Origin of the sequence: Streptomyces sp. AC558_RSS880, assembly GCF_019049255.1 — a bacterium.
Classification (GTDB): Bacteria; Actinomycetota; Actinomycetes; order Streptomycetales; family Streptomycetaceae; genus Streptomyces.
Map to the genome: position 1 here is coordinate 59,719 of NZ_JAGMUJ010000030.1, position 23,882 is coordinate 83,600.

A 23,882-nucleotide genomic window follows, 5' to 3' on the forward strand; every position below is an offset into this window, starting at 1 on the left:
ATCAGACCGGCTTGTTCAACATGACGGACAGAACCTTGATCAGCCGCTTGAGCGTTCCGGCGCTGTACGCGGCGAGATCGGACAGCACTTTGATCTGCGCCGCCGTCTGCTCGCTGGTCGGCTCGGGCAGCGCCAGGAAGGCCAGGCTCAGGTTGATTCGCGTGTCCAGGTAGCCGATCGCGAACGCGGCCTCGCTGTGCAGGCTGTCGAGGGCCAACTCGTCCTGATGCTGGGTGACCTCGGCCTCGGAGTAGGGCCGGGCGATGACCGTCCCGTCCGCCCGGCGCTCGTAGTAGGTCAGGGTCGCGTCGTCCCAGAACTCGTACTCCTCCGGAGCCATGCCGGCGGGCGCTTCCACGCCGGGCGCGGGCTCCTCGGCGGGCGGCTCCTCGGCGGGCGGCTCCTCGGGTGGCATTTCGCTCACGCTGCGTTCTCCAATTCGTCGTAACTGTCCACGTAGTCAGTGCCGTTGAGGTGGGCGGCGAGCTTGCCGATTCCCCGTTCGAGCCGGTAGCGGATGGCGCGGTCGGTGACCGCCTCGCGCGCCGCTATCCGGCGGTCCTCCCAGTCGAGGCCGAAGCGCATGAACAGCGCCCGACGCTCGACCAGGGAGAGCGGGGCCGTCACCCAGCCCCGCCGGATGTCGGCGAGGTGGGCGAACAGGACTCCCGCGGATTTCTTGTCGACGGTCCCCTTGGGCATGTCTGCGTCCGGGGCCGTGGGGTTGCGGATGCCGTAGGCGGCTTCCACGTCCCACACGGCCGGAAGCAGGTGCTCGACGAGGCGCCGGTCGTACCCGCTCACACGCGCCCCTTCTCGGCCGCATCGCAGGCCGCCTCGTAGGAGGTGTGCCGGATGCGGCGCTTGGCCTCGGTCTTCACTCGGTCGACCAGATCGAGGACGAGGCGGTGATAGAGGACGCCGAGCCCGAGGTTCGGGTCGGCCAGGCACTCGTTCACCATCGAGGGCTTCGTCGCCAGGATGATCAACGCCTCTTGCCGGGCGTCCTCGTACTCCATCGTCAGCGTGTCCTCGTAGCCGTCCGCGATGCGGCGGGCGGCCCGGCCTGCGAGGGCCACCACCTCGGGCAGGTCGAGGACCCGCCAGTCGGGGGCAGTCACCGGACCACTTCCTTGACCGGCACTTCGCCGTCCCTGGTGACCATGACCATCAGGCCAGGGGCGCCGCGCGTGCCCTTCAGATGCCGCCACCACGTCGACTCGGACTCCATCGCGGGCACCTGCACGAACGTCCTCGGCCCGTCCGTGTCGACGAACTCGTGGTGCAGGTGACCAGCGAGCAGTAGATCGGCGGTGTGCATCGCACTCGTCTTGTCGAAGGCTTGGCCTCGCCACCACTCGAAGTGCTTGCCGGGCCGCCACTGGTGCCCGTGGGCGTGGGCGACGACCGTTCCCGAGCACTCGACGACAACGGTCAGTTCGTCCGTGTCGGGGACGTACACCTCGACGTGCGCGAACTCCTCGCCTGCCAGGGCCAGGGCCTCGCTGACCGAGATCAGCGCGTCCGTGTCGTGGCTGTCGTCGTAGCGGGTCGTCCCCTTGCCGCCCGGCCGTACGGCCTCGCCGTGGTTGCCCGGCACCGCAACGACGGTCAGCCGGTTCGCCATCGGCGCGAAGCGGATGATCGCGTACGCCATCAGTCGGCGGGTGAGGCGGATCTGTTCCGTGAGGGTGAGCTGAGTCCGCCAGACGTTCGCACCGCCCTGCGAGACGTAGCCCTCGACATGGTCACCGAGCCACGCAAGGTGTACGTGCTCGATGTCGAAGCGCTTCTGATACTCGGTGAGCAGTTCGGCGGCCCGGTCGATGCAGTGCATCGCTCGCTTCAGGGTGCCCTCGTAGCCGTCGCCGTCGATCTTGCCGAACTGCATGTCGCCCAGGGCGACGACGTACGTGAACTCGCCCTCGTCGTCGTCCTGAACGAAGCCGGGCGCCTCGTCGAAGACGGACAGCAGCTCGTCGATGTTCGGTCGCTCGAGAACCGCCGGCACCTTGCGGCGGCCGAATGAGAAGCGGGCGGAGACGCCGGGCTCACCGCTGGCCATGGTCCATTCGCTCGACCGGAAGCCGGTGACCTCCCACTCGGCGGGGTCGAGGTGGTGCGCGCGGAGTACGTCGGCCGCCGTGGACTCGGGGTCGATGCCCTCGGGGCCCCGCACGGTCACCTCGGCCGCGTCGCCCGACACCTCTATCTGGCGGGTGAAGTCCTTCTCGGGGTCGGCCTGGCGGCCGGGGACGGCCGGAGCGGTCGGCGTACGGAGAAGGTCGTTCAGCAGCTCGGAACGGTCCAAAGTTTACACCCCATCACGGAGAGAACGGCGGTACGTGCGGATCGTGGAAGCGGACACGGTGTGCCCGTGCTTGCGGAGGACGAGGGCCAGGCGCTCGGCGGAGGAGCCGGTGTCGACGAGCCGCAGAACGACGGTCTCCCGTACGTCCGGCTCCAGCTCCTCGTAGATGCGCTTCAGGGTCGGGCCAGGGTTGCCCGGCAGTGACTCGCTCACAGGCCCCTCCGGGCAAGGTGCTCGCGACAGGCCGTCTCGACTTGGTGGGCGAGCGTCTCCAGCGGGCGGGGCCGTACATGGCCCACGCTGCGGCGAATCTCGTCTTCCGACCAGACCACCCCGCCGTGCAGGCCGCGAAGGTGATTGCGCAGGCGCTCACGTGCGGCGCCCTCGTTGTCGCGCACGGGCTCGTAGTGGCCGCAGCCGCGACCGTCCATGAACTGAGGGCAGGGAAGGCCGGTGGTCACTCGGCCCCCCGGTCGATCTGTTCGACGGCCGCGAGCGCGAGCGAGGCCAGCCGGACGAGACCCTCGCGGATCTCCTCGACCGTGCGCCCACCGAAGGCGGAGAAGGCGACCTGTACGGCCAGGCCGTCAACGCCGAACGTCCCGGCGTCCTGGCGGGCCTCGTTGATCGCGTCCCAGTCCTCGGCCCGCCTGCGGTAGGACTCCGCCCCCCGCGAGGGGAGGTGTCCGCCGACCAGGGCCGAGGGCAGGTCGCCGACCTTGCGGGCCGCCGTGCCCACCTCGGCGAGGACGGCCGCGAAGGGGTCGGCCTTGCGTGCCGGCGCCTTGCGAGGGGCGGCCTTCTTGGCGGTCGTCTCGGTCACTGGTTGTCCTCCTTGATCAGGTCGAGAAGCGCCTGAGCGCTTCCCTGCATGTAGGTGTCGGTCACGTCCCCGTCCCGCAGCCGGACGCCCTTCGCTGAGCGGAGGGACCGGCAGATACGGGCGGTGAACTCCGCGCCCGCGTCGTCTGGATCGCCCCAGACGCGCACGCGGTTGAAGCCTGCGAGCATCCGTCTGTGTCTGCCCTGCCAGAGGGCGGCGCCGGGGATGGCGACCGCGTGAAGGCCGACCTTCCGCAGGATGATCCGGTCGAGTTCGCCCTCGGTCACGTCGATCGTGTCCCCGGCCTGGTGCACGTCGGCGATGCCGTACATGCGGGGCGGGTCGTCCTTGATCGTGTTGTACTTCCCGTGGAAGGCGGCCCTGTGGTCGTGGTCTTCCAGGCAGCGGAACCGGACGGTCAGCGGCTTGTCGTGGCGGTCGAGATACGGGATCGCGAGCATTCCGCGGAAGCGCTCATGGCCGGGGAACGGGTGGTCACCGACGACGCCAAGCCGGTGTGTAACCGCCTCCTCGCGGCCGATTCCCCGGTCGAGGAGATACCGCGCGACGCCCGGCGTAAGAGCTGCCTGATACGCGCTCACCGCCTCCTCCAGCATCTCGCGTTGCGAAGGCGAGAGAGGCTGCAAGGGCTCGTGCTCCGACAAAGTCAGTGCCTTCCTTTTCCATGATCAAAGTGAATGAGTCGCCGCCCTTCCCGCAGGAGTGGCACTTCCAGAGGCCCTTGTCCGTGTTGAAGGACATGGATGGGGTGTTGTCCTCGTGCAGTGGGCAGGTCGTCATGCCCGTGACCCGCTGCGAGTTGAAGTCGATGTCGTAGTGCTCGAAGACGGCTTCGAGCGTCGGCTTCTCGGCGTCGTCCTGGTGGTCGTTGTCGATCCGGCTGAACCTCACGGCACCCGCCTGCCGACGAACCAGCCCTTCCGGTCGTCGTAGCCGAGGGACTCCAGCCCTGCGGCCCCGGCTGTCTCCACGTCGAAGTGGTTCAGCTCGTCGACCAGGCGCTCGTACTCGTTGGCCTCTTCGAAGGTGATGGCGTTCACTCGGCGTCGTCCAAGCCGAAGTACGCCTCGACCGTGGTCAGGACGAACGCCTTGCGCCAGCCCTTCCCGCGTCGCTTGACGACGACGATCGACTCCACGCGTTCCGGGTCGATGCCTCGGTGCTTGGCGAAGTTCAGGCGCTCGCGCTCGGCCTCGTCGAGGAACGGGCCCGGCTCGAACTTCGCGTTCTTCGCCTCGACGATCGTGAAGAGGCCGCCGTCCTCACGGATGGCGAGGTCGCCCTCGTCCTCCGCGCCGGTCAGCCGCAGCCGCTCGGCGTCCTCCCCGACAGACCGAAGGCCCGTCATCAACTCGATCTCCCAGTCGGCACCCTTGCGCTTGTTGGCCCGGTTCCGTGCGTTAATCGTGGTCAAACTTTACACCGCCTTCTACTTCATCAGGGCATCGGTCGGAGACCAGGGCTTCGCTGGAGTGGCCGCCGGCACTGCACGTTCGAGCTTCGAGAACCGCGTCACCTCGGGGTGGCAGCGCATCGACGCGTACCGTCTGGCCGTTGGGTCACAGGGGCCCATGCGCTGTTTGATCACGGCGACCCGGTACTCGTGCGAGGTCGGGTCCAGCGCCACGGAGAGGGACAGCTCGGGCTTCTCCGAGAGGCCGCCCTTCACCTGATCGCGGCTCGGCGGTGCCCACGGGTCCGACTTCGCTTCCCAGCTCTTATCGCTCGCGTGGTGCAGGACGATGACGGTCGCGCCGGTCGCGCGGGCCAGTTCGGTAAGGCCGCTCATCACGGCCATCTGCTCGGTGTAGTCGGACTCGGCCCCGTCGAAATCCATCAAGTTGTCGAACACGAAGACTTGCGGATAGGCGTCCCACAGCTCGATGAACGCCTCCAATTCCTCGTCGATGTTCTTCCAGGTGATCGGCGAGCCGAAGGCGAAGGTGATGTTCGAGCCCGCGAGAGCGGACAGGTACTCCTCGCGGTGCCGTCCGCCCGCAGCCATCCCGGCTTCAACCATCTCCGTGGTGTCGCCGGTCGCCATCGACGCCAGGCGCGAACTCGCGGTGAAGGCCGACATGTCCGCGCTGAAGTACAGCGTCGGCAAGTTCATCATCGCGGCCCAGTACAGGGCGAAGCCCGACTTCTGAGTGCCGGACCGGCCCGCGATCATGATGACCTCGCCGTGACGCGGGCGGCACCCTATGCCGTACAGGGCGTCGAACGCCTCGATCCTCGGCAGCTCCTTGCCGGACTCGGCATGCAGCGCCAGGGACCTAGCGGGGGTCAGCACGTAGGGGCTCCTCTCTGTGGACGACGCGGCGGATACCGGCCGAGCGGATCAGGGTCAGGCAGGCCGGACACGGCGTGCGCGTGACGTACAAGGTCGAGCCGTTCAGCTCGTCCGGGTTGGCGTGGTGAATCGCGTTGGCCTCCGCGTGGACGGCCGCACAGTTCGAGTAGTCCGAATCGCGGGCGCACTCCTCGACCGTGAGCCGCCCTCGTGGGCAGTTCGCGGCCGACGCACAGCCGGGCAGTCCCGCCGGCAGGCCGTTGTAGCCGACGCTCAGCACTCGATTCGTTCGGGACAGGAGCACGGCGCCGACCTGAGCCCGCGTGCAGTCCGCACGGGTGGCTACGGTCTCGGCAAGGCTCATGGCCCAGCAGTCCCAGGAGGGACGGGGCACGGGTCCTCCAGACCCGCGAGGCGGGGGCCAGCCAGGCGACCGGCCCCCAGCCCTCGCGTGTGTCAGTCGAAGTCGGGAGCGTCGGCCACGGCCGCGTTCACGGCGGCCTCGCGAGCCTGCGCGTACTCGATGACCTTCTGTCGGACCCCCGCGTCGGCGACGGGGCGCCAGACCCAGGCGGGGTGAGCGCCCGGCCGCTTCGGCGGGACCTGATCCAGCTTGACGATCGTCGCGTTGCCGACGACCTTCTCCAGGTCGCGGGCGAGGAGGGTCTGTTCGATCCTCGTGCCCTTGTTGATCTCGGGGGCGAGCTTGTCGAGGCTGTCGCGGTCCTTGAACACGGTCACGTCACACAGTGCCGAGTCCTTCGGGCCGTTCGGGGTCGGCCTCTGCGCCTCGTACGAGTTGACCTCGATCAGGAACGCGACCGCATCCTTGACCTCGGAAGGCTTGAACCAGCCGCCACCAGCGGTCGGGATCTCGACGAAGTTCAGGGTCACTCGGTTTCTCCTTCAGTGGGGATGTCGTTGCGGTAGTAGGGGGTCGGCTCCGAGAAGCGCGGGGCGATGAAAGAGCCCAGCGCGGAGGCGACCAGAACGAAGGCGAGGATCACGGCGGGCACGGGCGTTACCCGTTCTTCAGAGCCCGGCCGCGGGCCTTGTAGGCAGTCATGACGGCGGGATCGGAGAACATCGCCTGGTTCGCCGCCCAGACCTTCTTGAGGTCGTCGAGGCTGCCTTGCTTCTCGATCTCGCCGAGAATCCAGGCGGACTTGTCGTCGGTGGTCTGCTCGGGCTTCGAGGCCGAGGCAGCCGCCCACGGGTCGTCCGCCGGGGACTGCGCGGGAGAGTCGGAGATGACTCGGGCGTCGAGGATCGAGGCGACGTTGCCCTTGCCGTGAGCGAGGTTCGTCGCGTTCACAACGAGGTCGCTCAGCGAGAGGCCGGTCTCATCTTTACACTCGAACCCGAAGTAGTCGCAGATCAGTTCGCGGACCTGCCTCACAGAGCCACGGAACACGGCCCACGTGTCCTCATACCCCTTGCCGTACTTGATGGTGACGCCGATCGTGCCGTCCGGGTAGGACGCCACGAGTTCCGCCTGATCTGCCTTCACTTCAACTCCCTCTCTCTAGGTCCAAACTTAACACGATGTCCGACGTTATGCAGCATCGGATTTTGTGACGCCCCTCACCCACGGGCGCATCGCGCCCTTCACGCTGCGGGTCGTACGGACATCGAGGGCCAGGCGCGCGGCGGCCCAGCCGATCTCCAGGTCGACCCAATGAAGCGTGCACTCCCCGGAGCCCGCAGGCAGGTTGATGATGATGCCCCACTTCTGCGACACCCCGGTCAGCGGCGTGTACGCCTGCGCGGCTTCCTCCGCCGGCACCTCACGCTTCTTCCAGGCCGCGAACGCCTTCTTGTCCGCGCGGTCCACGGGGAAGCGGGTGTAGTCGTAGAACTCGCCGCGCGAGTACACGGCAAGCTGCATCGCCATCTTCAGCTCGCTGTACTTCACGGAGCCGGTCTTCAGGTCGCCGATGAACAGCCCCTCGATGTGGTTGCCGTCCGGGTCGGGCCCGGCGTATTCGAGGGTGCGGTCGAAGGTTCCGCCCGTGCGTAGCTCGGGCACGGCGACGAACTTCTCCACGGCCCTGACCTCGAAGTCGATCGTCTCCATCAGGTACGCGGTCATGTCGCGTTGGTCCCTCGCCGATGTGCCGGCGGGTAGTGGTTCGCCACGGTCCACGTACTCGGACAGCGTGTGCAGGTGGGTGCCCTTCTCCCGCTTGACGTTGGCCCCGGCGATGTCCTGCGCCTGTTCGGCGAGTTCGTTGAGCCTGCGCTTGTCGGCCGGGTCCTCCGGGTCGAGCTGCCTCACCACGTCGAGGAGGTCAGGGCGCTTGGCGGCCCCGATCAGGGTGTTGCGCGACTTCCAGTCGGACAGTGCGCTCTTGTCTTCGATGCAGTCGATGAACGTCGTCGTGCGGGTCAGGGCGACCGGCTTGCCGCCCTGCTTCGGTATGACGAGGGGGCGGTCCCATCCATCGCGGGGGATGGTCGGCGCGGGCGTCAGGTCGACGATCTTCAAGCGGTGGCCTCCATGTCTTCAGTGGATTCGAACGGGTCGTCAGGATTGACGGGGACCAGCCACAGGCGGACCGATCCGTCTTCGAGAAGCTCGGGCTCGTCTTCGTCCTCGCCCAGCGGCTCAAGGCCGAGGAGCCGGACCACGGCGAGGGCCTTACGCATGTCCGAGGCCGAGGTGCCGGGTTGGACGATCAGGGCGCGGTCCCATTCGGAGGAGTCTCCGACCAGTTCCATACCGGCCGGTAGGGTCATCTTGCTACGCGCCAACACGCACCGAACGGGGCAGTCCTCGCCGAGCGCGTAGAAGTCCGGCAGGGAGTCTTCGTGCGGCACGTCTTCTTTGTCGCGAACGAAGAGGCACTTCGTGCCGTAAATGGGCGACTTCTCTGCGCCTTCAGTGCGCAAAACCCCAGTGAACGGCATGGCCGTGGCCCCCCTGCGTGTAAACATTGAACCTTGCTGGAACCTTTGTACGTGGCCCCCTTCGCACCTGTCAACTGACGGTGCCCGCCGGTTCACCCACTGGACATGATGCAGATGTGCATGTCAGGTGAACGGAAGGTAAACGATATCCGGCCAAGATCAGGGCCCCGTCCGACTTGAGGATGAGAAAACCCCTCGTCAGCTCAGACGAGGGGTTGATTCGAACAGGATTCGAACAGTGGCAGACTTCAGTCACGCGCCTGGTTGCCGGTCGCGAGCTTCGGTTTGCGAATGAGATCGGTGTCGCTGTCCTCGCGCGGGATGTAGAAGAACCCGTCCTCCGTCTCCTCGTCGTAGTGCACGACGAGCTTGTCCTCTTCGAGCATCTGCTTCCAGTTCGCCAGGCGTCGCGAGTCGCGGTCGTTCAACTCGCGGCCTGCCCGAGATCGAGCCTCGAAGCGAAGCATGATCGCTGGATAGAGGTGCCTGTGCTCGGCCTTCACCTTCCAGGGGAGCAGGTCGTCAGCGCGGAGATTCCGCCGGTCAAGCCCCTTCCGCCGGCGGAACGCAGCCCACATCGGGATCGTGGTCTCGATCCCGTACTTCTCCCTGTAGGTCTGCTGCATCCACTCGTAGGTCTTGCCCTCTTCGAACCATCTGACGACTTCTTGCTCGTCCTGGATCTTCCTCGGTGGCATGTTTCCCCCTGCTTTGTGGCGGTGGTCTCAGTCGGGCATGGGCGTACAACCTCTTGTGTAGTGCGTAAAGGTTGACCCACTGCCGATGATCATGTCAAGCTGTGACCGCACACCAAACGTAAACAGGTGACCCCGGCAGCGCGCCAACGCTCCGGGGTCCGGCACTGAGAGTGGTAGCTCCCAATGCAGATCCATCGTATCCCGACGCATGAGCGGGACTTCGTGATCATCGCCAATAAGGCGATCCAGGACCCGCGCATCTCTCACACGGCGCGCGGCATCCTCGCTCTCGTCCTGTCCCTGCCCAGCGGGGTTAAGGAGAACGTCCGCACCCTTTCCGACAACTACCCGCAGGGTCGATCCGCGGTGGCCAATGCCGTCAAGGAGCTGCGCGAGTTCGGGTACTGGGTGACGAAGACGGTCCGCGACGACGAGTCGAACCAGATCGTCTCGACCGTGGACGTGTACGAGCTGCCGAACCTGGCCTCTGTCCCGGTTCCCACCCGTCCGGTCACCAGCCCTGCGGCCACCCGGAACACGGGCACGTCCCCTAACGGGGAAAAGGACTCTTCTAAGTACGGGGAAAAGAACCCTCCCTTCCCTCCTGCCGAGGACGAGCCCGCGCCGTCCGCGCCCGAGGCCGACAGGGAGGGAGAGGGCGACAAGAGGAACGGCAAGCAGGAGACCGAGGCCGCCCGCATCCTGCGGCGCTTCGCTGCGATCGACACCCGCCTGAAGCTCTCTGACCGGCAGGTCGCCAAGCTCGCCCCGTCCGTCGCCGACTGGCTCGACCGTGGCGCCACCATCACCGAGATCACCGACGCCGTGACCCAGGGCCTTCCCGCGAAGGTCTACAGCGCCGCGCGCCTGATCGCTGACCGTCTCGACCGCAAGCGCCCCGAGCGCAAGCGGCAGTGGAAGCAGTACGCCGACTGCGCGGAGGGCTGCGGCAACGTGCTGCCCGCCGGTCAGGAGACGGGCATCTGCACCGAGTGCGCCCTCGGCGCCGCCCCGTACTTCGAGATCGACTGCATGACGGGCGAGATCGCCGAGACCCCGGAAGCCCCCGCTCTCGACGTGTCCGGCCCCCTCGCGCCCCAGGGCCTCGCCGCCTTCCGCGCCGCCCGCGCGGCCCACGGCCTGTAACCCCCCGTCTTCCTTCACTCGCGCCACCTGAAAGGCACATCCATGTCTTCCCCCCTGCCTCGCATGCCCCGCTACGCCTACATCGTCGGCGGCCTGGTGCTCGCCGTCGCCCTCGCGATGTCGGCCCCTGGCGAGTACCAGCTCGCCCGTACGGCCGGATGGAACGAGTGGGTCGCCGCCGGTATGCCGGTCTGCATGTCCGTGTACGCCGTCGTCGCGGTCTGGTTCACCGAGAGCCGCGCCAAGGGCGAGAAGGGCCGTGGAAGCGCCATCGCTGGCGCCGTGGGCGCCCTGGGGATGACCCTCGCTGGTCAGATCGTCGCCCACTGGATCTCGGCCGGATACATGGTCTCGTCGAAGGAGCTGGTCGCCGCTGTCTCCGCCGTCCCCGCGATCGTTGCCGGGCACGTCGCCCACATGGTCATCCGTGCTGCCAAGCCGGTGCCGGCGGAATCCGCGGTGGTCGTCGAGGACCAGGAGCACGACGAGCACCAGGACCAGCCCGCCGAGCCCGTTCAGCCGACCCTCGACGGAACCGAGCCGCCGGTCGACGAGGTGGCCAAGGCCCGCGAAAAGCGTCGCCCCGGCCGCCCGGCCCCCAGCCTCGACGAGATCAAGGAGGCCGCGAAGACCCTGATCGCCCAGGGCCGCGAGGTCAACGGCCCGAACCTCGCGAAGGCCATGGGGCGCGACCGCCGTACCGGTAGCCGCTACCTCTCCCGGCTCAACGAAGCCACTGCCTGACAACTGCAACCCGCACCCGTCCATGGGGGACAATCTCAACAGCGAGAGTCCCCCATGGGCGAGGAAGCGGAGAGATGGACGTAACGATCACCGTGCGCGTATGTGACATCTGCAAGGACAGGGACAAGCCCGCAACTCGCTACAGCCTCACGCCCGATGGGGACGAGACCGTAACTCGCGACCTGTGCAACGAGGATGCGGCCCCCGTGCTCGCCGTCTTCGATCTGACCCCCGAGGGCGCCCCCGAGTCCGTCCCGAGCGAAGACAAGCCCCCGGCCCAGAGGAAGGCGCCGGCAGCGAAGGCCGAGAAGAAGGCCCCGGCGAGGACGACCTCTCGCAGGCGGGGTAAGACGCCGGTCCGAACCCTCGAAGAGATCGAGGCCGCCAAGAAGGCCGCCCAGTCCTGAGACGCACAAAAGCGCCCCCCTGCCAGCCCGCGAGGGCCAACAGGGGGGCGCAGTGCTACTCGTCGCCGGGCCGCTCGACCAGGCCCAGAGAGGTCGCCACCTGAACGATCAGGGCGACCTCGGGCTTGTCGGCATAGACGATGGCGGCGACGCTCACCAGGACGCCCAGGGCCGCGAAGACGGCCCCGACGCGCGAGCGGTAGCGAACAGGCAGGACGGACAGGAACACGGCTGCGGGCTTGCGATGCTTGCTCACCGGCGCCCCGCCTGCTTCTGAAGGGCGATGAAGCCCTGCGGCCCGATCTTCGGGTCATGCAGGCCGCTGCGGTACTTCGGGTTGCGGTCGTGGAAGCGGGCGACGGCGCGCTGAGTCTCCGGGCCGTACAGGGTGGTGTACGCCCCCGCGATCGGGCCGTACCCCGCCTTCACGAGGAGCTGCTGAAGCTCCTTCACCTGAGCGTGCCGGGCGCCAGGCTTCACCTTGGGGGACAGGGCCACGATCTTCGAGACGGGCTTCGGGGCAGGCTTCGGAGCGGGCTTCGATGCCGGCGGCTTCGGCTTCTCGGGCTCGGCCGACTTCGGGGCGGGCATGCCGTCCTTCACCCACTGGTACAGGTGGACGCCGGGGCAGGCGGTCGCGAAGCCGTCCTTGTGTCCCCGCTTGGCCAGGGCCCGGCCGGTCCGCTTGCACGCCTCGTCGTACAGCGCACGCACCGAGGCGAGCGCCTTGTCCGAGGGCTTCTGGTCGCCGCCGATGGCCACGTACACGCCGAACCCGGAGACGTTGTGATCGGGACAGTGGGCGCCCTGAAGGCCCCACCCTCGGCCCTCGTAGACGGTCCCGTTCTGGTCAACCATGAAGTTGTAGCCAGTCCCGGCCCAGCCCTGGCCAACGTGGATCTTCTCGACCTCGCGCGGGACAGCAACGCCGGTCGAGTGGGCGGGGACACCGCCGTGATAGTGGACGAAGAACTCGGTGCGCGCACTGAGCGGGACATCTGCGGGGTCACCGTTCCAGGGCTTCGCGCCCCAGGACTTACGGCTGACGATCGAGACAGACACGGGACATACCTCCGGGCATGACAAAGGCCCCGCACCAGGCGGGGCCGCAGGGGACGTAATCGGGTCAGCTGTCTCGCAGGACAGCGGAAGTGATGTGGGTGTCGAGACGCTCGGAGACGGCCAGGCGCTCGACGCGCTCGTGGGACAGCTCGGCGCGCAGTTCGCGGATGTCCCGGCTGTGCTCGGCCTGTCCCGCGAGGACGAGATCGAGTCCCGAGATCACGCGGTCCAGGTCGTCTCGCAGGTTCGTGCTGTGGGTGTTGGAGACTTGATCACGGGCCTCTTGCGTGTGCTCGCGCACTTCGTTGAGGGCTGTCCCCTGCCGTCTCACCAGCTCGACGAGGACGCCGACCAAGGCCGCGGTGACCACTCCGCCGGTAGAGATCATGGCGACCTGAACGGAGGGGTCAAAAGTCATCGGGTCAGCTCCTCGACGAGGCGCTCCAGACGCTCGATGCGGTCGGCCTGCGCCTGCACGACGGGCAGGAGAGCGACCCCAAGAAGGTCGTAGCGCAGGGCGTCGATGCGTCCCTCTTCGTCGTAGGTGACGATCTCGGGAAGCGTCTCCGCGACCTCTTCGGCGATCAGGCCGAACTCGTCCCGCAGGTAGTCGCCGCCCTCTTCCTTCGGGCGCCGGTCGTAGATGCGGGGACGCAGGGACAGAACTGCATCGGGGTCGATGTCGATGTCCCTGATGTTCTGCTTGAAGCGGCGGGACGAGGTGTTGCGAGCGAAGGTCCCGTCACCCTGCACCCACACCGCGTAGTACGTCCCGGAGCCGGACACAGAGTCGGCGTGGACGCGCTTCGTGCCGTTGGCCCAGGCGATCGTGTCCCCGGACTCCAGGTAGGACGAGTGGGAGTGGGACGAAGGCGGAAACGTGGTCGGCTTCGAGGTGATGCTCGACCACGTGTGAGAGTGGGACGACGGGGCGAACGTCGCGGGGACGCCGGTCAGCTCCGACCAGGCGTGGCCGTGCGCGCTCGGGGCATAACTCGTCGGCTTGTTCGTGACCTGCGACCAGTCGTGAGTGTGGGCGGCCGGGGGCAGGGACGTGGGCGCGTCGGTGATCTGTGACCACGTGTGCGTGTGCACGGACGCCGGGAACGTCGCAGGCTTGCCGGACAGGTTGGCCCAGTCCACATTCGAGATGAGCGGCGTCCACGCCGTGTCGTTCCAGAACTCCCACCGGCTCGTGTCGGCGTTGTAGCCGAGCATCCCGAAGCGCGGAGAAGTCGGGCGGGTGCTGGTGTTCCACACGCCGACGCGGTGTCCCACGAACGGGCGGATGCGGATGATGTCCCCGGCCGTGATCGAGGTGACGTTCGCGTTGACCGTGATGGACGCGAGCCCAAGCTCGAAGATGCCCGTGTCGGTCTGGGTCAGGGCCGGGGGAGTCGTCGAGCCTGCGGTGCCCTGCTTCACCGCCAGGACGATGCTGTTCAGGGACGGGTCGAGGCGCAGGATCACTCGGTCGACGCGGACGGACGTGCTCGCGGCCGGGATCGCGATGACCTCGGTCGCGGTGGACTGCACCATGAAGCCCCGCAGGAAGGCCAGGCCCGCCGATACGTTGAGGTTCATGCCGGTGCCGGCGGTGACCTGGAAGCCCGAGGACGAGCCGAACGAGGCGACGACACCCGAGTCCTGGAACTCGCGGAACATCTGGCTGTACTGCGTCTCGGTGACGACCTGTGCGTCAAAGGGGTAGGAGGTGATAGCCAAGAGGGAGACTCCTTAGATGGCCGCGCCCGCGTCCTCAATGACCAACTGCGACAGGGAGCCCGGCAGGTAGCGGACCATGCCGTACGTCGCTGCGGCTCGGCGAGAGTTGAGCGTGACGCCGACCGTGATCAGACCGGCCGGGGGGTTGTTGATGTAGCAGTTGATGTCTAGGCCGGTGGCCGTGTTCGAGTCGTCATCGAAGGTCGTGCTGAAGGCGTCGCCGACGAGCGTGCCGGTAGTGGAAACCGTCGATCCGGCCGCCCATCGAACGGTGGTGTATGCGCCCTGTTTGGCGTACCGCACGGTGGAGTTGTCGCCCGTGCCGTCCGTGTCGATGGCCGCGATCCTGAGCACGACCTTGTAGCAACGGCCCGCCTCGGCCGTGAACTGCTGGCTGTAGATCAGCGTCGACGTGTCGCCGACGTACGCCGAGGTGGCGAGCGTCTGCATGGCGATGACGCCCCGAGCCCTGCTGTCTTCGAACGCGAGCGGTCGCCAGGGCGCCCAGCCGTAAGCATTCGAGCCGACGCGCACCCACTCCCGCGCCTTCGTGGAGTTGAAGTGTGTGGCGTGTTGCGTGGCGTAACTGCCGCCATCCGGGCGGTAGGTCTGGAGAAGGCAGTACCGGCCCGAGCCGCCGAAGTCCCAACCCATCGACTCGTCGTTGGTCATGATGCACGTCGACAGACCGCCGGGGTAACTGGAAGGCGGGGACGACTGGGTGATCGAAGCCGCCGTGACCTGGCCGTCGAAACCGACCTGCCGCCAGGCGCCCCAGCCGTCCGCGTCGCTCCCGCTGCGCTCCCACTCCTGAGTGCCGTCAGTCGTGCTGAGTCGGCTCCAGCGCTGGTGAGCGTAGGTGCCAGCCGGATTGCGGAACGTGCGCAGGACGCCGTACCCGGCGGTGGCGAAGGCCCAGCCGCCCGCGCTCGCCTGCGTCGTGTCCAGCACCACCCAAGAGTCGCCGTGCGGGTAGGCGGTCGGCAGCGAGGCTTGCGTGTAGTTAGCCGCGGTGAGCTGACTGTCCCAAGAGACCTGCCGCCAGGGGCCGAAGCCCGAGGCGCGGTTCCCGCCACGCACCCACTCTTCATGCGGGGTCGCGCTGGCGTGCACGCGGGTGAACGTCTGCGCCGCGTCGCCGTTCGCGAAGCGCCTGGTCGTGACGTAGCCGACCTTGCCCGCGAAGTCCCATCCGCCGGCCGAAGACTGCGTCGAGTTGAGGAACATGAGCGAGGCGCCCTCGGGCCAGTCGTCGGGGGCGCTGGCCTGCGTCAGGGCGCCGGACGCGACCTCGCGAGGTCCGGCCGGAGTTGCCTCCGCCGTCCGCTCCAGTGAGGAGACGCGGGACTCCAGCTCCTTCGCGGCCTTCGCCTCGGCCGCAGCCGCGTCGAGCGGGGTCGGGTCGCCCAGGACTGCGCCGAGCCGGTAGCCGTCCGAGTCGACCTTCAGGACCATGCTCGTGACGACGGCCGCCATCTCGGAGCCGCCCACGATCACGGACACCTTGTCGCCGAGGAACCAGTCCACGCCGAAGTCGAGCGCGCTGTCCTCCATCGGTACGGCCTGCGCCGCCTTGACGGTCGTGCCGCCATCGGCGAGGGCTTCCGTGCCCTTCTGCGTCAGCTCGGCCGTGTCGGTCGAGGACCGCTCATCGACGAACGACTCGATCCGGCGGCCCCAGTCGGCCTCGGCCGCGAGCGAGTCCGCGCTGTCGACGCCGACGAACAGACGGTTCGAGCCGTCCCCGTCGCCGCCCACGATTACTCGAGTTTTTGCCGGCGTCGAGACCGAGACGCGCTGACCGGCGAGCGTGTTGTTCACGACGCCGAGGCGAGCTTCCTTCGTGCGGTCCTGCACGGCGTACGTCTCGAAGACGAGGTTCGCGCCGCGCTGCACCACTCGGAAGCCGAGCCCGGCAGGCTCGGCCAGTTCCTTGCACAGCTCGCCGAGCTGCTGGAAGCGGGCGGCCTTCGAGACCGACGTTCCCCGCGCGCTGTTCGTGCCCATGATGAGCCCGGCCCGGCGCCTGTTGGACGGGGCGCCCGGCCCGCAGTTGACGTTGACGTACGTGTGCATGAGCGTCTCGGCCGGGCCGGTCCGCTCGTCGTACGCGAAGTTTTGAGTGTCGGCGTTGCCGTTGGCCGGGTCGGGCCAGGCGAGCATGTCCGACAGGATGATCGTGTCGTCCACGCCCTCGACGGTCAGCGTGCCGAGAGGGTCGGTCGCGGTGACGGCGGTCTCCGTCTTCGTCACCGGCCCCGAGAAGAGGACATCCGTAGGGCCGGTGACGATGATGCCCGCGCCAGGCGTGGACAGGACGGCGGCGAGCGGATGCTCGGCGTTGATCTGGAGCTTCCAGGTACCGACGTTGTTGTGTACGTCCTCCGCATCCATGGTCAGGAGATCCGCGGGGATGGCCCCGACGCGGGTCAGGGTCTTGTCCCGAACCTCGACGAGGAGATCCTCTTGCCGCACTAGATCACCACCCACTTACGAGGCCGCCAGGAGCACACGACCCGCGAAGCGGACGTGGTGTTGAGGAGAGAGGCCGTTGCCGTCGAGACGCCCGGCGGGACCGACCAGAAGTGCGGGGCGGGAGCCAGCGAGGCGTACCGGTTCGCTCCGGTGCCGTCCTTGACCGTGCCCGCCCCCATGTCGACGATCAGCTTCTGTCCGGCCGTGAGCGTCCCCGTCCAGTGCAGAGTTTTGCCGGTCGCGCTGATCGCCTTGAAGTTGTCGCCCGGCCCGGTCACCTCCCATACAGGGAAGGCGTTCACGTCGCCCTCGTTGGAGAGCTGCACGGCGCCGATCGCCTGCGACGAGGCGAGCGGCATGGACGACATGGACGACAGGAATGCGCCCGCTGAGGCCCCGCCGAGCGGAACCGTCTGCGGGGACTCGGCGAGGAAGTACGGGCTCGGCGCCCGCAGCGTGATGACGGTCTGCACGTCCCGCGCGCTGGTGCCGGCGTCCATCTCGCCGCCACCGATCCATGCGACCGAGGTAGACCAGCGCAGGCCCCCGCTGTCGATGTACGTCAGCGTGAGACCGCTCTCGTCCGCCAGGACGCGCGCGAGACGAGTCACCAGCCCGGACAGGTGCGCCCTGTCCCGCCCCACGATGTCGAGGGGTATGTCGATGTCGCGGGGGAGGACGCGCCGCCCACGGTAGGCGGCGCCGTCCCCTGCGCCTTCGAGCCACTGAACGGAGAGCTGGGGCAGGCCCAGGCCGGTTGCCCCGGCGAGGGCCTGAAACCCCAGCCCATCCGTCTCGAACCCGTCCAGGCTGAGCCTGTCCGAGGCCGAACTCAGTTCCAACTTCACCAGCCGACCATCCTTGCCCGCGAGGCAGCCGCGAACAGCTCCTCCTCGGACGAGAGGGAGCTTCCGGAACCTGCGTAGTAGTTGAGAACCTTCGTCACGGCCTGGCCCGAGCCAGCCGCCGAGAGGCCGCCAGAGACAGCGGCCGTGACCTCGCGAGACGCCCCCGAGGTGGCGCTCGACGCGAGCGCGTTTGTTGCACGCTCGACGCGGCCCCGCTCGTCCTCGACGCCCAGGCCGAAGCCCTTGCCGACGAACGAGCCGAGCTTGCGGAACAGTCGCGAAGGGCTGTGGATGTCGAGCGCCTTCTTGATGGCCTTCACCATCGCGTCGGCGATCTTGAGCATCTGCGCTTCGATCTTGTCCTGCTGCGCTTCGAGGCCCTTCACGAGCCCCTCGGCCGCCTGAATTCCCGCGTCGTACATGTAGTGCGAAGCGGTGGACCCGGCGCTCTTGGCGTACTTCTCCAGCTCCTTTTGCAGGTCGTTGATCTCGGACACGCCGGATACACCCGCGTTGGCGATGGCCTCGGCTGCGGCGAGTCCGGCCTCTGGTCCGGCCATAGCGATCTGATCGAACGTGGTCTGATTCAGTCCGAGCTTCTTGAGCTTCGCGAGCACAGCCGCGAACCGCTTGGCTTCCTCTACCGCGTTCTTCAGGGAACCCGCGATCGCATCGAAACTGGCGTCCTTGACCTTCGTCACGTCGCCCGTGTCGATGACCCGATCCGCAACCTGCTTCGCGTAATCGCTCATCTGCTCGCGCAGCTTGTCGAGCTTTTCCTGAGCCGCCTTGAGCTTCTTTGCCCCGGCCTCCCACTGAGCGGCCAGCTTGAGGAGCTGGGTCCGGTCCTTGTTGATCCGGTCCTTGAGGCCCTTCGAGGCGTTCTTCGGGATCTTCGCAGTCAGCTCGTTAAGCGACTTCTTGACGTTGGCGTACTGAGATTCCAGACCCTTGATCAGACCCGAAATGATCAGCCGACCGGCGTTATAGAGGAGCTTGGCGTCCTTCGGAGCCGGGCCCTTCCAGTCGGTCAGCTTGCTCGTCAGATCGCCGAGGGTGCTCTTGACCGAGCCGAACATCGACTTCAGACCGTCGATCAGGCCAGTGATGATCTTCTTGCCTGCATCGACAAGCAGAGACTTGGCGTCGCTGAAGATCTGCTTGACGTTCCCTGGGAGATCCTTGACGAAGTTGACGCAGTCCTTGACCTTCTGAGAGAAGATCGTCTTGACCGCTTCCCAGGCGGTACCCGCCTCGGACTTGATCTTCGTCCACGTTTCGCCGAAGAACTTGATGATCGCTTGAAGGGCCGCGCCCGGAGCGTTCTTCAGGGCCGTCATGAAATTCGCGAAGTTGGTCTTCGTTGCATTCCAGACGTTGACGGCTGCCGTCTTGACGGCGCTCCAGGAGTTGTCCCACAGGCTCTTGATTGCGGTCAGGAGCTTCTTGCCGACGCCGAGAATTCCGACGTTCAGGAAGACCATGAAGAGGCCCTTGATGGTGTCCCAGAGGCCAGAGAGGAACGTCTTGACGCCGCTCCACATCTGCTTCAGGCCGTCTAGGGCCATGCCCCAATCGCCCGTGATCAGGCCGACGAAGACGCCGATGACCGTCTTGAAGAAGCCGACGAGGAAGTCCCAGACACCGACGAAGATGTTCTTCAGTCCGGTGATGACATCGGCCACGCCCTTGATCGCCATGACGAGCGAGTCGAGGAAAAGCCCGGCGATGAACTCGATCGCTGGCGCCAGAATCGGCATCAGGAAATCGACGAGCGCAAGGAGGGCTTCAAGGAGAGGCCGAACAGCCTCCATGACCGCCGCGAAGGCTTCCGAGATCTTGGGCAGGAATTCGGCGGCGAGCGACTGCACCACTGGAATCAGCGGCAGAATCGCGGCCGTGAGAATCTGCATCAGGATCTCGATAATCGGCTGAAGGGCAGCCGACATCGTGGCCAGTGCTTCCACGATCACAGGAATGATCGGGGACAGTCCTGCGACCAGCGCCTCGATAAGCGGGACGCACGCCTCGACCACGGTCATGATGAGCGGGGCCAGCGCAGCGACGACGCCGCCCAGGGCTTCGCCGAGGAGACCGATCAGGGGCTCGATCGCCGGGGCGAGCATCGTGAACGCCTCGGAGAGGGGCGTCAGGACGGCCGCGACCAGCGGGCCGAGCATCGTCAGGAACGAGCCGACCAGGGACAGAGCCGCGCCGAGGGCCTGGCCCAGCGGGGCCATCGCGGGGGCGAGGGCTTCCACTGCGGCCTGTACGCCGTCGAAGAGGCTGTAGAGGCCGACGAACACCTCGGGCTGGTTCAGTGCGGCAGCGATGGCGCCGACCGCCGTGCCGAGGATCGTGCCGACCTGCGGCAGGAGGACCGTCAGTTGTGTGGCGAACTCACTGAAGAACGCCTTCACTTCGGCGCCGCCAGTGGACGCCATGTTGGACATCGCGTCATGCGCGGCGGTGAACAGGCCGACGAGCTTGGCCTGTACGCCACTGCTGTCGACGGCTTCGTGAACCCCGGCGAGGGTCTGGCGGATCATCCCGAGCGTGGACCCGCCAGCCTCGGAGGCTGCGCGGGAGATGCCGGCGAAGATGCCGCCCACCTCGTACAAGATCCCGCCGAGATCCTTCAGGGCTTGGATGCCCTGGTCGATCTCTTCGCGGAGGCCGGACTCGCCCTTCTTGTTGAGCCAGGCGTTCGCCTTCTCGGAGACGTTCACGAACCACTGCGCGAGCTGGGGGAGGTAGCCCGCGCCGACCTCGCCCAGGATCTTGATCATGTTCGCCCAGGTGTCAGTTCCACCCGTGGCGATCTCGATCGACTTCGAGAGGTCGTCGAACATGCCGCCCAGCGCGGGGGCGAGAGTGGACTGAATGGCGGTGGCGAATCCGCCGAAGAACGAACCGAGCTGCGTGGAGGTCTTCCCGAACCCGGCCGTCAGCTCGGGCAAGAGGCTGTCGATCAGGTCCCGGATCGGCGCCTTGGCCTTGGCCCAGAAGTTCTCGCTGATCAAGTTCTGAAGCTCAGAGAACTTGCCCTTGACCTCGGGCAGAACCTTGTTGAAGTCCTTGAGGGCCGCGACCGTGACGCCAAGGCCGATCGCCATTCCGCCGAGAATTCCCGGCAGGGCGAGGGAGGTTGCCCCGATCTGCGCCAGGGAGGCGGACATCGTGAAGAGGTTGCTCGCAGCCGCGATACCCCAGGACGACAAGCCCGCTATCGCGGTGGCCAGGGTGCCGATGATCGGCGCCGACCGGTCGAGGTTCTTGATCATGTTGCCGAGGCGCTCGAACATGTCGCCCAGGACGCGGGCGCCCGAGAGGGCTTGCAGCATGGCTACAGCCGTCGCGGCGGCCGAGACCTTCACGCGCGGGATCAGCTCGACGATCCGGTCCCGCGAGAGGACCGCCATGTGAGCGATCGTCGCGAGGATGCCGCCTCGGGAGACCTCGGGCTCGATCGTCGCCTTGAGGCCGTCGATCTTCTCCTGAAGGTCTTCGATGTCCCGCTCGACCTTGCGCTTCTCCATCGCGTCCAGCTCGGGCGTGATCTTCGCCTTCAGCTCCCGCATCTGCTCGAAGGAGGCTTCGAGCTGCCGCTTCGTCTGCGCGACCATCTGCTCGTCGAGCTTCGGCCGGACGCGGATCGCGTCCATCTGCGCCTGAATCTCGTCGCGCGCCTTCTGCGCGGCTCCGCGATCCGCGGTGACCTTCGCCTGAATCTCGGCGTTGAGGATGGCCTTCATGTCGGCCTGAGCGGTCAGAAGAGACCGCTTGTCCATCTTGACCTTGATCTCTTCCCGGCCCAGTTCGGCGAGCTGGTCTTCGATCTGCTTCAGGGCGCCCTCGACGGAGGACATCGACTTCTTGTCGACCTGAAGGTCAAGGGTCAGATGCTTTTCGAGACGGGCTCGCGCCTTCTGGAGCGACTTCTCGTCCATCTTGACCGAGAGGTCGATCTCCTTGAACTTCGCGAGTTCCGCGTCGATCCGCGCGATAGCGGCCTTCACGGAATTCGTGGAGCGCGGGTCGAACTTCAGCTCCAGGCGGAGGAGCTGTTGCAGCTTCTTGCGCTCGGCTTCGAGGGATTCCCGGTCGAGCTTGACCTTGATTTCGACGGCGCGGAGGTCGGAAAGCTCGCGGTCGATCTGGTTGATGGCGGCCTGCACGGAGGACTGCGAGTCCTTGTCGACCCGCAGCGTGATGTGCCGGATCTCGTCGAGGCGCTCCTCGAACATGTCGACGGCCGCGTTCAGGTCGTCGGTGTTGATGCCGATCTCGACATCGGTCTCGCCGAGGGCCTCGATCGCGGCGCGGACCTTGGCGACCGCAGCCATGACCGAGCCTTGCGAGTCGAGGTTCACGCCGACGTGCAGGTCCGACAGCTCGCTCTGTGCATCCTGGCTGGCCTGGCGGGCGGCCTGCACGAGCTGACGGCCGGTCGCGTTGAACACGATCTTGTGCTGACTCGCACGGGCCTGGTACTCGCGGGCCGCCCGCTTGACCTCGCTGGCCATGCCGTGGAGGTCGAGCTTCGTGTAGAAGCGGATCTTGCGGGAGTCCGTCTTCTTGTTGTCCGCGTTGATCGAGCGGACGATTTCGAGAACGTCCTTGCGGGCGCCGGCTGCGTCGGCCTTCGTGCGGATCGTAAGCGCGAGATCGTTCTCGACCTTTTCGAGCTTCTTCTTCAGGTCTTCCTTGAAGCCGGACGTGTCCGGCATGACCTTGACCGCGATCCGGCCGACTATGTTCGCGTCCGACACCCAGTTACCTCCGCTGGAAGTGCTTGTAAATCTCCGCGACCGAGCGCGGCTTAACGGCCTTGTTCTTCTTCTTTTCGGCCTTCTTTGCCTGCGGCCTCGGATAGGCGGGGATCTTCGGCGCTTTGCCCTTGCCCCACTGGCCAGTTGCGCGGGTGTTCTGGTTGATCGCGTCGAAGAGGTCGGCCGACATGTGCCGGTCCTGACCCCAGCCGAAATGGTCACGGCCGCCGGACGCGAGGGCGACCGTAAGGGAGGTGTCGGGAAGCCTCTGTACGAGGAGAAGGACGAGTGCAGGGGAAGGGCCCCGGCCCGCTATCACGTCGGCGAGGTTGATGCCGAAGTGGAAAAGCAGGTCCGGGTAAATGCCCTCTCCGTACTCGTCGATCAGTCCTGCGAGGCCGAGGCTTCCCCCGCCTGGGTGCTCTCGCCGTAGTGGCCGAAGATCTCGGCGAGGACCGCGAGGTCACCGCCCACGGCTTCGAGGAGCTTCTCGGCGGCCTTCTCGGACTCGGCGATCGTGCGAATCGCGTCGGACAGAAGCGCGGCCTGGTCGGCGTCGTCGGCGCTCATCTGCTCCTGAAGGGACAGGAGCGCGTCGCGGCGAGCCTTCGGCAGGCGCAGCGGGTTGAGGAGACGGACAGTGTCCTCGCCGAGGGTGATGTCGGTCGAGCCGTACTTGCGCTCAGCGGCGGCGCGGATGTCGTCGAGGGAGAAAGAAGCCATGGGGTTGCGGACCTCCAGTGAGAAGAACAGGGAAGGGCTGCGGACCTGAGAGAGAGGGGGGGGAGCCCGGCGCGGGCGGGTCCGCAACACACCCGCGCCGGGAGCTATCAGGCGGCCTGGCCAGCCACCCAGGCAGTGCCGTTCCAGTACGCCTTCGAGCCGTCGCCGAGGACGACGTGCTGACCGGTGGTCCACGCGCTCGTCGGAGTGGCGATGACACCAGCCAGACCGGCCAGGTTCGCCGGGGCGACAGCGCCGTCCGGACTGAAGGCGCCGGGGGTGCCGGCGGATGCGCCGGTCGCCAGGGTTCCGCCGAGAGGCGTGATGGCGTAGGTCCAGACGTTCGAGCCGTAGGCCATCGGCTTCACGCCGAGCGGCAGACCGGCGAGAGACTCGGTGTCCGAGATCGCCATGTCGTCAGCGCGGTAGATCTCCGCGCGGGGGGCGTAGAAGGCGAAGTGGTTCTCGCCGTCCACGAAGACCGCCAGGAACCCGGCCTGAGTCGGCTCCGGGTCCGTGGGGACACCGACCGAACCGTCCGGCAGGATCGGCGCGTTCGCACCGAAGTAGAGCTTCAGCGCGGCCGTGTCGAACTGCTGAAGCGTGAAGGTCATGGTCTCGGTCCGCGCGCTGTACTTCGTGCGCAGGGACTTGTTCTGAAGCGACCCGATCGTGGTCGCCTCGCCGCCCTCGGACGTGATGCCGAAGATGTCCTCAAGGGACGTGTGCCCGACGTTCTGCCACGGGGAAGTGGGCGTCAGGAGATCCGCCGGCATGGCGGTGCCGACCGGGGCCGTCAGGTAGTTACCGGAGCCGACGACAAGAGTCGCGTCATCGTTGATCGCCAAGAGGCTGCATCCTTACTCGCGCACGACGAAGGCCCGGCACCCCGCGATGGGGTCCGGGCCTTGCGTGAAGGGAACT

At 67.0% G+C, this 23,882-nt stretch carries 32 protein-coding genes; 3 read left to right on the plus strand and 29 right to left on the minus strand.

Annotation, left to right across the window (positions count from 1 at the left end; translation table 11 throughout):
• Position 1: 1 nt before the first annotated feature.
• The 19 genes from KUM38_RS12160 to KUM38_RS12245 form a co-directional block, all read right to left on the minus strand.
• On the minus strand, positions 2–424 hold the full coding sequence (locus tag KUM38_RS12160) for a hypothetical protein (RefSeq protein WP_217129346.1): 423 nt from the start codon (positions 422–424) through the stop codon (positions 2–4).
• Positions 421–804: a hypothetical protein gene (locus KUM38_RS12165; RefSeq protein WP_217129347.1), complete on the minus strand. Its 384-nt coding sequence runs from the start codon at positions 802–804 to the stop codon at positions 421–423. The genes KUM38_RS12160 and KUM38_RS12165 overlap by 4 nt, the downstream gene beginning before the upstream one ends.
• Entirely contained in the window at positions 801–1,121 is a 321-nt protein-coding gene (locus KUM38_RS12170; protein WP_217129348.1) for a hypothetical protein, read from the minus strand. Before KUM38_RS12170 ends, KUM38_RS12165 begins: the two co-directional genes overlap by 4 nt.
• A complete protein-coding gene (locus KUM38_RS12175) occupies positions 1,118–2,311 on the minus strand; it encodes a hypothetical protein (protein ID WP_254397059.1) in 1,194 nt (397 codons plus the stop codon). Before KUM38_RS12175 ends, KUM38_RS12170 begins: the two co-directional genes overlap by 4 nt.
• Positions 2,312–2,314: 3 nt before the next feature.
• Entirely contained in the window at positions 2,315–2,524 is a 210-nt protein-coding gene (locus KUM38_RS12180; RefSeq protein ID WP_308408953.1) for a hypothetical protein, read from the minus strand.
• Complete coding sequence (locus KUM38_RS12185) at positions 2,521–2,709, minus strand: hypothetical protein (protein ID WP_217129349.1); 189 nt, start codon at positions 2,707–2,709, stop codon at positions 2,521–2,523. The genes KUM38_RS12180 and KUM38_RS12185 overlap by 4 nt, the downstream gene beginning before the upstream one ends.
• 59 nt (positions 2,710–2,768) lie before the next feature.
• Positions 2,769–3,134, minus strand: a complete 366-nt coding sequence (locus KUM38_RS12190; RefSeq protein ID WP_217129350.1) for a hypothetical protein — start codon at positions 3,132–3,134, stop codon at positions 2,769–2,771.
• The gene (locus KUM38_RS12195) at positions 3,131–3,736 is read right to left on the minus strand and encodes a topoisomerase (protein WP_217129652.1); all 606 of its coding nucleotides are present in this window, start codon (positions 3,734–3,736) and stop codon (positions 3,131–3,133) included. The genes KUM38_RS12190 and KUM38_RS12195 overlap by 4 nt, the downstream gene beginning before the upstream one ends.
• Positions 3,630–3,935, minus strand: a complete 306-nt coding sequence (locus tag KUM38_RS12200; protein ID WP_254397092.1) for a CHC2 zinc finger domain-containing protein — start codon at positions 3,933–3,935, stop codon at positions 3,630–3,632. Before KUM38_RS12200 ends, KUM38_RS12195 begins: the two co-directional genes overlap by 107 nt.
• A gap of 107 nt (positions 3,936–4,042) precedes the next feature.
• Entirely contained in the window at positions 4,043–4,195 is a 153-nt protein-coding gene (locus tag KUM38_RS12205; protein ID WP_217129352.1) for a hypothetical protein, read from the minus strand.
• Entirely contained in the window at positions 4,192–4,569 is a 378-nt protein-coding gene (locus KUM38_RS12210; RefSeq protein WP_217129353.1) for a hypothetical protein, read from the minus strand. The genes KUM38_RS12205 and KUM38_RS12210 overlap by 4 nt, the downstream gene beginning before the upstream one ends.
• Positions 4,570–4,584: 15 nt before the next feature.
• Positions 4,585–5,448 (minus strand): AAA family ATPase, encoded by an 864-nt coding sequence (locus KUM38_RS12215; protein ID WP_308408954.1) that lies wholly within the window; start codon positions 5,446–5,448, stop codon positions 4,585–4,587.
• Positions 5,432–5,842, minus strand: coding sequence for a deaminase (locus KUM38_RS12220; RefSeq protein ID WP_308408955.1), 411 nt, complete (start codon positions 5,840–5,842; stop codon positions 5,432–5,434). The genes KUM38_RS12215 and KUM38_RS12220 overlap by 17 nt, the downstream gene beginning before the upstream one ends.
• A gap of 62 nt (positions 5,843–5,904) precedes the next feature.
• Positions 5,905–6,342, minus strand: coding sequence for a hypothetical protein (locus KUM38_RS12225; protein ID WP_217129355.1), 438 nt, complete (start codon positions 6,340–6,342; stop codon positions 5,905–5,907).
• Positions 6,339–6,464, minus strand: coding sequence for a hypothetical protein (locus KUM38_RS42885; RefSeq protein WP_302181204.1), 126 nt, complete (start codon positions 6,462–6,464; stop codon positions 6,339–6,341). Before KUM38_RS42885 ends, KUM38_RS12225 begins: the two co-directional genes overlap by 4 nt.
• 5 nt (positions 6,465–6,469) lie before the next feature.
• Entirely contained in the window at positions 6,470–6,958 is a 489-nt protein-coding gene (locus KUM38_RS12230; RefSeq protein ID WP_217129356.1) for a hypothetical protein, read from the minus strand.
• Between the two features lie 45 nt (positions 6,959–7,003).
• Positions 7,004–7,936: a hypothetical protein gene (locus tag KUM38_RS12235; protein WP_217129357.1), complete on the minus strand. Its 933-nt coding sequence runs from the start codon at positions 7,934–7,936 to the stop codon at positions 7,004–7,006.
• Positions 7,933–8,358 carry a hypothetical protein gene (locus KUM38_RS12240; RefSeq protein WP_217129358.1) on the minus strand — a complete coding sequence of 142 codons (426 nt, stop codon included), beginning with the start codon at positions 8,356–8,358 and terminating at the stop codon, positions 7,933–7,935. Before KUM38_RS12240 ends, KUM38_RS12235 begins: the two co-directional genes overlap by 4 nt.
• A 248-nt stretch (positions 8,359–8,606) precedes the next feature.
• The gene (locus KUM38_RS12245) at positions 8,607–9,056 is read right to left on the minus strand and encodes a hypothetical protein (RefSeq protein ID WP_217129359.1); all 450 of its coding nucleotides are present in this window, start codon (positions 9,054–9,056) and stop codon (positions 8,607–8,609) included.
• Positions 9,057–9,239: 183 nt separating this feature from the next.
• Between KUM38_RS12245 and KUM38_RS12250 the strand changes: the two genes are divergently transcribed.
• The 3 genes from KUM38_RS12250 (at position 9,240) to KUM38_RS12260 (ending at position 11,353) form a co-directional block, all read left to right on the plus strand.
• A complete protein-coding gene (locus KUM38_RS12250) occupies positions 9,240–10,202 on the plus strand; it encodes a helix-turn-helix domain-containing protein (protein WP_217129360.1) in 963 nt (320 codons plus the stop codon).
• A 42-nt stretch (positions 10,203–10,244) separates the two neighbouring features.
• Complete coding sequence (locus KUM38_RS12255; RefSeq protein WP_217129361.1) at positions 10,245–10,946, plus strand: hypothetical protein; 702 nt, start codon at positions 10,245–10,247, stop codon at positions 10,944–10,946.
• 74 nt (positions 10,947–11,020) lie between these two features.
• The gene (locus KUM38_RS12260; protein ID WP_217129362.1) at positions 11,021–11,353 is read left to right on the plus strand and encodes a hypothetical protein; all 333 of its coding nucleotides are present in this window, start codon (positions 11,021–11,023) and stop codon (positions 11,351–11,353) included.
• Positions 11,354–11,408: 55 nt separating this feature from the next.
• On the opposite strand, the gene KUM38_RS12265 is transcribed toward KUM38_RS12260, so the two are convergent.
• The 10 genes from KUM38_RS12265 to KUM38_RS12310 all read right to left on the minus strand — a co-directional run bounded on the left by KUM38_RS12265 (position 11,409) and on the right by KUM38_RS12310 (position 23,806).
• Complete coding sequence (locus KUM38_RS12265) at positions 11,409–11,609, minus strand: hypothetical protein (RefSeq protein ID WP_217129363.1); 201 nt, start codon at positions 11,607–11,609, stop codon at positions 11,409–11,411.
• Positions 11,606–12,415 (minus strand): N-acetylmuramoyl-L-alanine amidase, encoded by an 810-nt coding sequence (locus KUM38_RS12270; RefSeq protein ID WP_217129364.1) that lies wholly within the window; start codon positions 12,413–12,415, stop codon positions 11,606–11,608. Before KUM38_RS12270 ends, KUM38_RS12265 begins: the two co-directional genes overlap by 4 nt.
• Before the next feature lie 64 nt (positions 12,416–12,479).
• The gene (locus KUM38_RS12275) at positions 12,480–12,833 is read right to left on the minus strand and encodes a DUF2746 domain-containing protein (RefSeq protein WP_217129365.1); all 354 of its coding nucleotides are present in this window, start codon (positions 12,831–12,833) and stop codon (positions 12,480–12,482) included.
• Positions 12,830–14,140: a tail fiber domain-containing protein gene (locus tag KUM38_RS12280; protein ID WP_217129366.1), complete on the minus strand. Its 1,311-nt coding sequence runs from the start codon at positions 14,138–14,140 to the stop codon at positions 12,830–12,832. Before KUM38_RS12280 ends, KUM38_RS12275 begins: the two co-directional genes overlap by 4 nt.
• Before the next feature lie 12 nt (positions 14,141–14,152).
• Positions 14,153–16,615, minus strand: a complete 2,463-nt coding sequence (locus tag KUM38_RS12285; RefSeq protein ID WP_308408956.1) for a siphovirus ReqiPepy6 Gp37-like family protein — start codon at positions 16,613–16,615, stop codon at positions 14,153–14,155.
• On the minus strand, positions 16,615–17,463 hold the full coding sequence (locus KUM38_RS12290; protein WP_308408957.1) for a phage tail domain-containing protein: 849 nt from the start codon (positions 17,461–17,463) through the stop codon (positions 16,615–16,617). Before KUM38_RS12290 ends, KUM38_RS12285 begins: the two co-directional genes overlap by 1 nt.
• Positions 17,460–22,235 carry a hypothetical protein gene (locus tag KUM38_RS12295; protein WP_217129367.1) on the minus strand — a complete coding sequence of 1,592 codons (4,776 nt, stop codon included), beginning with the start codon at positions 22,233–22,235 and terminating at the stop codon, positions 17,460–17,462. The genes KUM38_RS12290 and KUM38_RS12295 overlap by 4 nt, the downstream gene beginning before the upstream one ends.
• 4 nt (positions 22,236–22,239) lie before the next feature.
• Positions 22,240–22,425, minus strand: coding sequence for a hypothetical protein (locus KUM38_RS41805; RefSeq protein ID WP_254397061.1), 186 nt, complete (start codon positions 22,423–22,425; stop codon positions 22,240–22,242).
• Between the two features lie 194 nt (positions 22,426–22,619).
• Positions 22,620–22,958, minus strand: coding sequence for a phage tail assembly protein (locus KUM38_RS12305; protein ID WP_217129369.1), 339 nt, complete (start codon positions 22,956–22,958; stop codon positions 22,620–22,622).
• A 107-nt stretch (positions 22,959–23,065) separates the two neighbouring features.
• Positions 23,066–23,806, minus strand: coding sequence for a hypothetical protein (locus KUM38_RS12310; protein WP_217129370.1), 741 nt, complete (start codon positions 23,804–23,806; stop codon positions 23,066–23,068).
• Positions 23,807–23,882 lie beyond the last annotated feature (76 nt).